The sequence below is a fragment of the Brachyspira pilosicoli genome, from assembly GCF_008016535.1.
In the GTDB taxonomy this organism is placed as follows: Bacteria; Spirochaetota; Brachyspiria; order Brachyspirales; family Brachyspiraceae; genus Brachyspira; species Brachyspira pilosicoli_A.
The window spans coordinates 41,478-53,252 of sequence record NZ_SAXY01000025.1 but is presented as its reverse complement, the minus strand read 5'-3'; the positions used below and the strand labels follow the sequence as shown (position 1 = coordinate 53,252).

The 11,775-nt window shown below is 26.0% G+C and carries 4 protein-coding genes and 4 pseudogenes; 3 read left to right on the top strand and 5 right to left on the bottom strand.

Features of this window, described 5'->3' with window-relative positions:
- Positions 1-152: 152 nt before the first annotated feature.
- From EPJ72_RS03770 to EPJ72_RS13600, 5 genes and pseudogenes are all read right to left on the bottom strand, one after another.
- A pseudogene (locus tag EPJ72_RS03770) lies at positions 153-311 on the bottom strand (ATP-binding cassette domain-containing protein); the annotation flags it as partial.
- 208 nt (positions 312-519) lie between these two features.
- Positions 520-1,353: a carbohydrate ABC transporter permease gene (locus EPJ72_RS03765; RefSeq protein ID WP_147730901.1), complete on the bottom strand. Its 834-nt coding sequence runs from the start codon at positions 1,351-1,353 to the stop codon at positions 520-522.
- Positions 1,350-2,207 (bottom strand): carbohydrate ABC transporter permease, encoded by an 858-nt coding sequence (locus EPJ72_RS03760; protein ID WP_147730900.1) that lies wholly within the window; start codon positions 2,205-2,207, stop codon positions 1,350-1,352. The genes EPJ72_RS03765 and EPJ72_RS03760 overlap by 4 nt, the downstream gene beginning before the upstream one ends.
- Positions 2,208-2,302: 95 nt before the next feature.
- Positions 2,303-2,902, bottom strand: a complete 600-nt coding sequence (locus EPJ72_RS13605) for an extracellular solute-binding protein (RefSeq protein WP_277871907.1) — start codon at positions 2,900-2,902, stop codon at positions 2,303-2,305.
- On the bottom strand, positions 2,883-3,623 hold the full coding sequence (locus tag EPJ72_RS13600; RefSeq protein WP_277871906.1) for an ABC transporter substrate-binding protein: 741 nt from the start codon (positions 3,621-3,623) through the stop codon (positions 2,883-2,885). The genes EPJ72_RS13605 and EPJ72_RS13600 overlap by 20 nt, the downstream gene beginning before the upstream one ends.
- Before the next feature lie 263 nt (positions 3,624-3,886).
- On the opposite strand from EPJ72_RS13600, the pseudogene EPJ72_RS03750 reads away from it, so the two are divergent.
- The 3 pseudogenes from EPJ72_RS03750 (at position 3,887) to EPJ72_RS03735 (ending at position 11,756) form a co-directional block, all read left to right on the top strand.
- Positions 3,887-6,492, top strand: a pseudogene (locus EPJ72_RS03750) (BspA family leucine-rich repeat surface protein).
- Positions 6,493-6,858: 366 nt separating this feature from the next.
- Positions 6,859-9,135: pseudogene (locus EPJ72_RS03740) on the top strand (BspA family leucine-rich repeat surface protein).
- A 78-nt stretch (positions 9,136-9,213) separates the two neighbouring features.
- Positions 9,214-11,756, top strand: a pseudogene (locus EPJ72_RS03735) (BspA family leucine-rich repeat surface protein).
- Positions 11,757-11,775: the final 19 nt, after the last annotated feature.

Sequence of the window (11,775 nt, the reverse complement as noted above, 5' to 3'; positions counted from 1 at the left end):
GCTAACTATATACATTAATAGTTTAACTATAATACTGTAATTTAAAAAAACTTACTATTTTACTTCTTTTTTAATAATTTCTATCATCTAACAATTAATTTACTATAATTATTTTCTTTGCTTATCAACCATTTTATATTAACTATTCGATTTAAAAAATTTTTATTCGAATATTCTATGCTTCCAGAATTAGGTTTTAATATACCCGTTATAAGCTTAGCGAGAGTAGTTTTGCCGCATCCATTTTTTTCAACTATTGCCGTACATGTATTATCTACATTATCTATATAAAAAGAAACATCATTTAATATATTATCAGAGCTGTCATAAGAAAAAGAAACTGAATTTTATAAACATATATTAACCCCTTATAAAAAATAATTAATTTAAACAAAAAAGCTTTTTTATTTTTGGTTAATATATTTTTATTACATATAAATATTGTATAGTTATTATAAAAAAAATAAATAAAAAAGAGAGACTTAAAAGAAAGCCTCTCTTTAATAATTTAATAAATCATTATTCTTTTACAGCACCGCCTGTTAAACCAGATATAAAATATTTTTGTAATGCTAAGAACACTGCCATTATAGGAACAACAGCAAATATAGCACCAACCATTATCTGTCCATAATCTATTCTCGTGTCTGCTTTTAACTGAGCCAATGCTACAGGCAAAGTAAACTTATCAGGAGAGTTTAATATTATCAAAGGCCAAGTAAAGTTAGTCCACTGAGCAACAAACATGTATATTCCCAATGCTGTTAAAGCAGGAATCATTAAAGGCATAACTATTTTCAAAAATATAGTCCATTCATTTGCCCCATCTATTCTTGCAGCCTCTATAAGAGTGTCTGGAACAGAATGGAAGTTCTGCCTCATCAAAAATATACCAAAAGCTCCGGCTATATCAGGAAGTATTATAGCTAAGTGAGTATTTTGTATATTTAATGTTGTCATCATTCTATATAAAGGAACTAATTTAGCATGTGCAGGAAGCATCATAGTAAGCATTATTATAACAAATACTATATTTCTTCCTTTGTAATTAAATTTAGAAATAGAATATGCTGCCATAGAACAAACTAATAAATTTATCACTGTATAAAGAATAGCAATTTTAAATGAATTAAATAAAGCATTCCATATAGGTATTCTCTCTTGAAGATTTTTTAAATTTTCAAAGAAATTATCCCCAAAAGTTATAGGAGGCGGAAACAAGAAAATATCTCCAGACACTCTTGTAGAAGCTATTAACATGAAGAATAAAGGATAAATACAAGCTATCATACCTATTGTAAGAACTATATAAAGAATTATTCTAGTCATTTTTTGTTGTTTTGAGTTTCTCATTTTTTATCCCCTCCAACTTTTAATTGCAATCTAGAAAGAAGTCCAACTATTACAAGTATTGCTACAGAAATAGTTGCCGCATAAGTTAGGTTTATAGATTGGAAAGCCTGTCTGTATATATATAATCCCAAACTTATAGTAGAATTATTAGGACCTCCATTTGTTAAAAGGTAAGGTTCTGTAAATAAATTTAGAGTACCTATTGTAGAAAGTATTGTTGAAAATAATATAACAGGTTTAAGCATAGGTATTGTTATATGTATAAACTGCTGCACGGCATTAGCTCCGTCAATTGTTGCAGCTTCATAATAATCTTCAGATATACCCTGAAGTCCTGCTAATATTATTATCATATTATATCCAGTCCATCTCCAAGTCATTATAAGCATTATTACTATCCTAGCAGGCCAAGTCTGAGTAAGCCACATAACAGGTCCTAAATTAAATAGAGATAGTAAAAAATTTACAACACCTCTCTCTTGAAACAATAATACAAACATTAAACTATATGCAACAGATTCTACTATAAACGGTATAAAAAATACTGTTCTATATAAACCTTTTAATTTAGTAATTCCTCTATGCAATGCCAAAGACAGTAATATAGCTAACATTGTCATTATTGGCACTTGTATAATTAAGTATATTAGTGAGTTTTTTAAAGATACATAGAAATATTGATCTGATAAAAGCCTTTTGAAATTGTTAATTCCATTAAAAACTAATTGCCCCCTATTTTGGGTCATAAAGCTTAAAATTATTGTTTCTATAAGCGGATATATGCTAAAACAAACTATAAATATTAAAGCGGGAGCAATAAAGAGCCAAGGCGTGATGTTTTTTTTTGTTCTCATAATGCTTATTTCCTTGTTGTTTATATTGCGTAATATTGCAATTTCTGTATATGATAAAACAAATATCATATACAGAAACTATATCATTATTTTTATTATTTTACAATCTTTCTTCCAGTTATACTATTTGCCTGTTCAGCAGCAGCATCTAAAGTTGCCTGTATATCTGAATTATTGTTTACTATCTCTTCATAAGCACTAACAGCTACATTTCTTAAATCGGAATAATCATCTGAATTATAAATAGCAGGAGGTATATTTTTTGTAACATTACCTAATATTTCATTATAATTTTGATTACCAAAATAAGGATCTGGCTGTTTAAATCTTTCATCTTCATAAGCAGGAAGATAAGAAGGGAACAAACCGAATTTTTCATACATCAAAAGCTGACTGTCTACATTAAGTAAAGAATGCTCTACAAAAGCCCAAGCAGCAGCCTGTTTAATAGGATCAGTAGCTGTTATTGTTAGAGTAGAACCTCCTAAAGAAGAAGCCCTTACTCCGCCTTCTGTATAAGCAGGCATTTCCATAGCTCTCCATTTTCCTTTCATTTCAGGCATTTGGTCTTTCATAGTGCCGCCCCACCAGCCGCCATTAAAGCTTATAGCTATTTCGCCATTTTTATGTGCCCTTATTCCAGCATCCCAGCTAGTTGTATTTAATACCAAACCTTCATCTATAAGTCTTTTCACTAACTACAGCTTTAGGAGATGATAAAGTAATATTTCCATTTGTATCAAGATAATAAACATTATTTTGAACCATTAAAGTTCTCCATATACCATCATCTTGAGTAAATCCAAAACATGTTAATTTTACATTAGGCAATTTAGCTTGTAAATCTTTACCAGCCTGTATTAAATCTTCATAAGTTTTTATTTGATTGGTATCTATACCAGCTTGTCTGAATAGGTCTTCTCTATAATAAACAACTACAGGACCTGAATCCCAAGGTATTGAAGTTAATCTTCCCTCTGAATCATAACTTGTAGGTACTTTTGAAGGGTCAACTTTAGAATCTAAATCAGCTGGAGCTAAAGTTTTCATATCTAAAAATCTTTGAGGATAAGTTTCTACATAAGTTTGAATGAAATCACTTTCGATTTGCATTACATCTGGTATTCCCTGCCCAGAAGACAATACAACACCAGCTTTTTCATATAATTGAGGCGGACCTCCAAATTCCTGAACATTAATTTTAATTTTAGGGTATTTTTCATTGAATGTTTTTGCTGTTTCCATTAAAGCCTTAGCAGCAACATTCCACCCCCACACTGTTATTTCTGTTTCTGTGTTTGCATCTATTGTTGTAAGTTCAACTACAGTTTGCTCGGCAGGTTTGTTTCCTGAACAAGCCATCATCATAATTGTAACCGATACCAAACAGATGCATACAAAAAGCTTCCTAATCATAATGATTCTCCTATTACTTAATATAAATATATTATAATAACATTTTACATAAAAATCAATTTCAAAAATGTAAAAAAAAACCAGTATATTTTTTATTATTCAACAGTATTATTTTATATAACTATACTTCACAAAAATATATTAATTTCATATAACAAAAAAACACTGCCGTAAATTATAATCAATCATATTGCTAAAATAATAACAATACTAAATAAAATCATTTTTTATTATAGAAATTCATTTAATATCATATATACTATATAAATGCAAATTATGTAAACTCATATTCAGGAGGAACTTATGAAAAATATAAACCGCAAACAAAAGAAGAATTAGAAAAATTAGTATATGCTGACGGAATAAAACTCTATGATGTAGATACAAGCCTTATCACAGATATGAGTGAGCTTTTTTATAAAAGCAGCAGAAAAGATTTTGAAGGCATAGAAGATTGGGATGTTTCTAATGTTGAGGATATGTCTTATATGTTTGCATATATGAGTTATGATAGTTTTGAAAGCCGTTCTAAAGCTAAGTTTAATCATAATCTTAACAAATGGAATGTATCTAAAGTTAAGCATATGAGTTTTATGTTTTATTATTGTAATGATTTTAACCAGCCTTTAGATAAATGGGACGTTTCAAATGTTGAGGATATGTTTAGAATGTTTGATAACTGTAAAAAATTTAATCAGCCTTTAAATAGCTGGAATGTATCCAATGTAACAAATATGAGCGGTATGTTTCAGGTAGCTGAAAGTTTTAATCAGCCTTTAGACAAATGGGACGTTTCAAAGGTTACAACTATGAGGGCTATGTTTAATTATGCTAAAGCGTTTAATCAAGATATAAGTAATTGGAATGTTAGTAAAGTTGAAGATATGGGTTATATGTTTAGTATATGCGTTAATTTTAATCAGCCTCTTAATGATTGGGACGTATCTAAAGTAAAAACTATGGAAGGTATGTTTAGAAGTGCTTTCAAATTCAATCAGCCTTTAGATAAATGGAATACTTCAAAGGTTGAAAATATGCATGAGATGTTTAATGAGGCTTTAAAATTTAATCAGCCTTTAAATAGCTGGAATGTTTCCAATGTAAAAACTATGGAATGTATGTTTCGCGGTACTGAATCTTTTAATCAGCCTTTGGATAAATGGGATACAAAAAAATTAAAAACGATGTTTGGAATGTTTGACTTTGCCAAAGGTTATAATAGTTTTGACTCATTATCAAATTGGGATTTAAGTAAAGTATCAGAAATGAGTAATTTATGCTTTGGCAGATATGAAGAGTTGCCTTTAAGAATCAAAGCATATCTTCAGGCATTTTATGGTTCTTATAAAGATTATTTAACTATCACAAAAGAGAATGTAAGAGAAGCATATAATGCTATATCGAAAGACACAAATAAAAAAGTTTTGTCATTAAAAAAGAGATTAGAAAGCGAGTTTAGTGAAGAGCTTTCATCAGTTACTAATAATTATAATTTTAAAACCATAGAAGAAGTAGAAAAGTATGTGGAAGATAATTATAATAAAAAAGATGATAAGAAAGTAAGCTTTATAAATGATTGTAAGGTTTTAATAAAAGACAAATCAAGAGAAGTTGAAAATAAAGTTTTAAAATATATATATTTGGAATATTTGCTTCTTAAAAGAGATGTTAAAAGATTAACACAAATTGACAATATAGTTAATTTTCTTGATAAAGAATCATTCATAGAGTTTATTAAAAACATTTATGATAAAACCAATAAAGAAACAGCCGCTTTTATTTATGGAATATATGGAGGTGATGATGCTCTGTATAATATATATAAAAAAGAACAAGATACAAAACTTTCTCTTTTAATAATTAAACTAAATAGTGAAAGTAAGTATGCACTTAGGTTATTGTATAAAATATATACAAGCACAAAAAAATCTGAAGTTCGTTATGAAGCTGATAAATTGATTGACGAAGTGATGAAAAAAATGGATATTGACTATAATGAATTCCAATTAAGATTTTCTTCAAATTTATTATTTAATTCTGAAGGAGAGATGCTTTTAAATAAGGATTATAAATTAATTTTAAACAGTGATTATTCTTTAAGCTTGTTTGATATAAAAAATAATAAAGAATTAAAAAAGATTCCTCAAAACTTTGATGAAAATTTAAAAGAAGAAATAAAAAATTTAAGAAAAGAAGTTGCTGACTTTATAAAAAATACTTCTCATCTTTTAAGTGTTCTACTAATAGAAGGTAGAACATACAGTTATGATTTTTATAAAGATGTTTTTGTTGATAATGAATGATGAATAAGTTTGCTTCAACATTAATATGGAATCTATATGATAAAGATTATAATTTTTTAACAACTTTTAGATATTCAGGCGATGGAAGCTATTCAAACTGTGATGATGAAGAAGTAAAAATTGATGATAATAGTTTTGTAGGTTTAGCAAGTCCTGTAGAAATAGAAGATGAAACTATATCTAAATGGAGAAAGCAACTTGAAGATTATGAATTATCACAGCCATTAGAACAATTATCACTTATAAAATTAGATAAAAATAATTTGCAAAAGGAAATAGAAAAGATTCAAAATGTGGAAATAAGTTATGTTACTTTTAAGAATTTTGGAAGCAGATATGATATGGATGCAGATTTTGTAGGATATAAAGTTATTAAATCATATTCATTTGAGTCAGATGATGGGGATAGTTTTTTGATAACTGCAGATGTTAATGCTGATACAAGCTATAGCGATAAAGTAAAAATTAATATTTATTTTGAAAATGGAGAAGAGACAAGTAAAAGATTTATTTATAGTTTATTGATATTGATGATTCATGATTTTAGATTAACAGATTTATTTTAATAATTATTTTAAAATTGTTTATAAAACATAATTTTTTTTATTGTTCTTTTTCTTGCAGCTATACTCTGCGGAGTTGGTAAAAGAACTAAAAAGTGCAAATGCTTTAGCTTTATATCTTTGGTATATATAAAATAATATATATATTTTATATATACATAAAAAGCTATACTTTATTAAATGCAGTCTTTTTGGTTCTTTTGGCCACAAAAAGAACTGGGGTGCGGGGCAAAGCCCTGCAAATATTTTAAATTAAAAAATTATTTTGACAAAATATATTTGTTTAGGTATATAGTAAGTATTATTATTTGTAGTTAATTGAGTGCTACTATTTACATATATTAAAATTTATAATGAGGATATGAGATTATGAAAAAATATAAACCAACAACAAAAGAAGAATTAAAAAGATTAGTATTCACCAACAACGGTATAAAACTTAGTTGTATTGATACAAGTCTTATTACAGATATGAGCGACCTTTTTAATAAAAGTGAAAGAAAAGATTTTGATGGCATAGAAGAGTGGGATACTTCTAATGTTGAGAATATGGCTTATATGTTTGCATATATGGGCTACAATGTTTTGGGAAAATACTCAAATACAGAGTTTAATTCTAATTTAAATAATTGGAATGTATCTAATGTTGAAGATTTATCAAAGACGTTTCGTTATTGTAAAGCTTTTGATCAGCCTCTTAATGATTGGGACGTATCTAATGTGAAAAATATGAAATGTATATTTGAGGACTGTGAAATTTTTAATCAGCCTTTAGATAAATGGGATACTTCTAATGTTGAAAGTATGGAATTTGCATTTAGAGCATGCGGTAAATTTAATCAGCCTTTAAATAGCTGGAATATGTCTAAAGTAACAAATATAGAGCATATGTTTGCTTTTACAGAAGAATTTAATCAGCCTCTTGATAAATGGGATACAAGAAATGTCATTAGTGTAATGTTGTTGTTTGCCTATGCACGCAAGTTTGATCATTATGAATCTTTAGCAAATTGGAATTTAGACAGTTTACAAGCTATAAGTATAATTTGTGATGATACGGATAAATTACCTAAAAGAATTCAAGTATATAGGCAGGCATTTTTTCCTAAGGAAGATATTATAAGTATAACAAAATTTAATGTTAAAGAAATATATGAGCTTATTGCAGATGATAAAAATAAAAAAGTTGTAAGATTGAAAAAAAGACTTGAAACTGATTTTTCATCATAGCTTTCATTTGTCACAAATGATTATAATTTCAAAACTATAGAAAAAGCAGAAAAATATGATGAAAGAAATTACAATGCTAAAAAATATGATAAGAAACTTGAGTTTATAAAGAATTGTCATGTATTAATAAAAGATAAATCAAGAGAAGTAAATATCAATCTTATAAAGTATATATATTCAGAATATTTGTCTTTAAAGAAAACTATTAAAAAATTAGAAAAAATTGATAATATGGTTAATTTGCTTGATTTAAAATAATTTGTGAATTTTACTAAGGAAATTTATTTAAAAAATCAAGATGAAGATATTACTGCTTTTGTTTATGCTATGTACGGAGGAGATGAAGCTTTAAAGAAAATATCAGAATTAATTTATACTATTGAATCAATAAATCTCCTTACAATGATAAGCTTCAATATAGAAAGCAGATACGCTCAGAGTTTATTATATAAAATATATATAAATTCAACTAAAAGTGCAATTCGTAAAGAAGCAGCAAAAATGATTAATGAATTGCTTGAAAAAATGAATATTAGTTATACTGAATTTAGATTAAGATGTACGACTAATTTTGGATTTAATTCTAAAGGTGAAAAAATATTAAATGATGATTATAAATTAATTGTTAACAATGATTATACTTTAAGTTTATTTGATATAAAAAATAATAAAGAATTAAAAAAACTACCTCAAAATCTTGATAAAAAATTAAAAGATAAAATAAAAGAATTAGGTAAAGAAGTAAATAAGTTTATTAATCATAGTTCGCATATTTTAAATATTATGTTAATAGATGGTGATATATTTAACTATGATTTATTTAAAGAAGTTTTTATTGACAATTATTTAATGAATAAATTTGGTTCTGGGTTAATATGGAACTTATATGACAAAGATAAGAACTTTATAACAACTTTTATATATACAAATGATGGAAACTATTTAAACTGTGATAATAAAAAAATAAAAATTGATGATAATAATTTTATAAGTTTAGCAAGCCCTATAGAAATGAACGATGAAACTGTAGATAAATGGAGAAAACATATTGAAGATAATGAATTATCACAGCCTATAAATCAATTTACATCTATAAAATTAAATAAAGATAATATAAAAAAAGAAATAAAAAAGATAAAAAATATAGATGCAAGCTATGGAGCTTTTAAGGCATTTACTAAAAAATATGATATGCATAGCAATGATGCAGATAATGATACTATAACCTATACATTTACAGCAAATGATGGATATATTTTTACTATGTCTGCAAAAGTTGATGAAGATATTGAATATGATGATTTGGTAAATATTACTATTGATTTTAAAAAAGCTAAAAAGCAAATAAGCAATAGATTTGTTTATACTTTTTTAGTATTTATAATTTTGGATTTTAGATTAACAGATTTATTTTAATAATTATTTTAAAATTTTTTATGAAACACAAAAATTTTTATATATGATAAAATTATATAACTATCTTTAGGAGAGGTTATGAAAAAATATAAACCAACAACAAAAACAGAATTAAAAAAATTGGTATTTACTGATGGTATAAAACTTAATTGTGTTGATACAAGTCTTATTACAGATATGAGTAAACTTTTTTATGAAAGTAAAAGAAAAGATTTTGAAGGCATAGAAGATTGGGACGTATCTAATGTTACAAATATGGATATGATGTTTGCATATATGGGTTATAATATGCTTGTAAGATACTCATCTATAGATTTTGATCAGGATTTAAGTAATTAGAATGTATCTAAAGTAAGAAGTATGAATAATATGTTTGCTTATTGTTCTAATTTTGATCAGCCTTTGGATAATTGGGACGTTTCTAATGTTGAATACATGTCATTTATGTTTTGCGGTGCCAAAGAGTTTAATCAGCCTTTAAATAGCTGGAACACATCAAAAGTAAAAAATATGAGGGGAATGTTTCAGGAATGTGAATTTTTTAATCAGCCTTTGGATAAATGGGATACTTCTAATGTTGAAGATATGTCTAATATGTTTATTAAGGCAAAAAGATTTAATCAGCCTTTAAATACTTGGAATATAAATAAAGTTAAAGATTTATCAAGTATGTTTGCATATTGTGATGCTTTTAATCAGAATATTAATGATTGGGACGTTTCTAATGTTACGAATATGGATTCTTTGTTTAGGCAATGCGAAAAATTAAATCAGCCTTTTGATAAATGGAACACTTCTAATGTTATAAATATGGAAAAGACATTTTTCTCATGCATGAAATTTAATCAGCCTTTAAATAGTTGGAATGTATCTAATGTAGAAAATATGGATATGATGTTTTATATGGCACAAAGTTTTAATCAGCCTCTTGATAAATGGAATACACAAAAATTAATAACTGCAGCGGGACTATTTAGATTTGCTTATAAGTATGATTGTTATGAATCTTTAGAAAATTGGAATTTAGATAATTTGCAGGAAGTTGGTACTTTTTGCGATGATGAGGATAAATTACATACAAGACTTAAAGTATATATGCAAGTTTTTTATCCTAAAGAAAATTATATAACTATAACAAATAATAATGCAAAAGAAATATATAATTTAATACTTAAAGATAAAAATAAAAAAATTGTAAGATTGAGAAAAAAATTGAAAGCGATTTTAGAGAAGAGCTTTCAATTTCTGAAGATAATTTTAATACTATAGAAGATGCAGAAAATTATATAAAAAATAATTACAAAGAAGATAAGAGACTTAAATTCATAAAAGAATGCCATGTACTTGTAAAAGACAAATCAAGAGAAGTAAATATTAAAGTTATAAAGTATATATATTCAGAGTATTTATCTTTGAGTAATATTATAAGGCTAAAAAGAATTGATGATATAGTGAACTTGCTTGATATGGAAACATTCGTAAAACAAATTAAAGAGTTTTATTTAGAAAACAAAGGAGATGCTGCTTGTTTAATTTATGGAATATATGGAGGAGATGAAGCTTTAAAAGATATATATGAATTAAAGATTGATTCAAGTTTTTTTCTTTCACTAATAAAACTCAATATAGAAAGTAAATATGCTCTAAAATTGTTATATGAAATATATACTACTACAAAGAAAAGAGATATAAAAAAAGAGGCTTCTAAAATTATTGATGAAGTGCTTGAAAAAATGAATATTAGCTATAGCGAGTTTAAATTAAAGTGTATGGCAAATTTTGGATTTAATTCTAAAGGTGAAAGAGAGTTCAATAAAGATTATAAATTAATTTTAAATAGTGATTATTCTTTAAGTTTATTTGATATAAAAAATAATAAAACATTGAAAAGCATACCTAAAAATTTTAATGAAGAATTAAAAGAAGAAATAAAATATTTAGAAAAAGAAATACATAAGCTTATGAGAGCAAATTCTTATCTTTTAAGCATTATATTAATAGACGGCGAAATATATAATTATGATTTATTTAGAGAATATTTTATTGATAATATTTTAATGAACAAATTTGTCTCAACTTTAATATGGAACTTATATGATAAAGACAAAAAAATTATAACAACTTTTAGATATTTAGGAGAAGGTAAATATTTAGATTCTGAAAATAAAGAAATAAAAATTGATGCTGATAGTTTTGTTGGTTTAGCAAGTCCTGTAGAAATGAGTGATGAAACTATAGACAAATGGATAAAGCACCTTGCATGTTATAAATTATCACAGCCTTTAGAGCAATTAACATTAGTTAAATTAGATAAGAAGAACTTGCAAAAAGAAATAAAAAAATTATCAAGCATAGAAGGAACTTACGGAGCTTTTAAGGATTTTGCAAAAAGATATGAGATGTATACTCATGATAAGTTTGGAGATAGTATAACATATATATTCCAATCAAATGATGATGATATTTTCTCAATGTCTGCAGATATTGACGAAGATACAGAATATGATGATATGATAGAAATTAATCTTAGTTTTGAAAATAAAAATTATAATAAAATTAGCAGCAGATTTATTTATACTTTTTTAGTATTTATAATTTGCAGTTTTAAACTTAGAGATTGATTTTAAAATATTTTATATA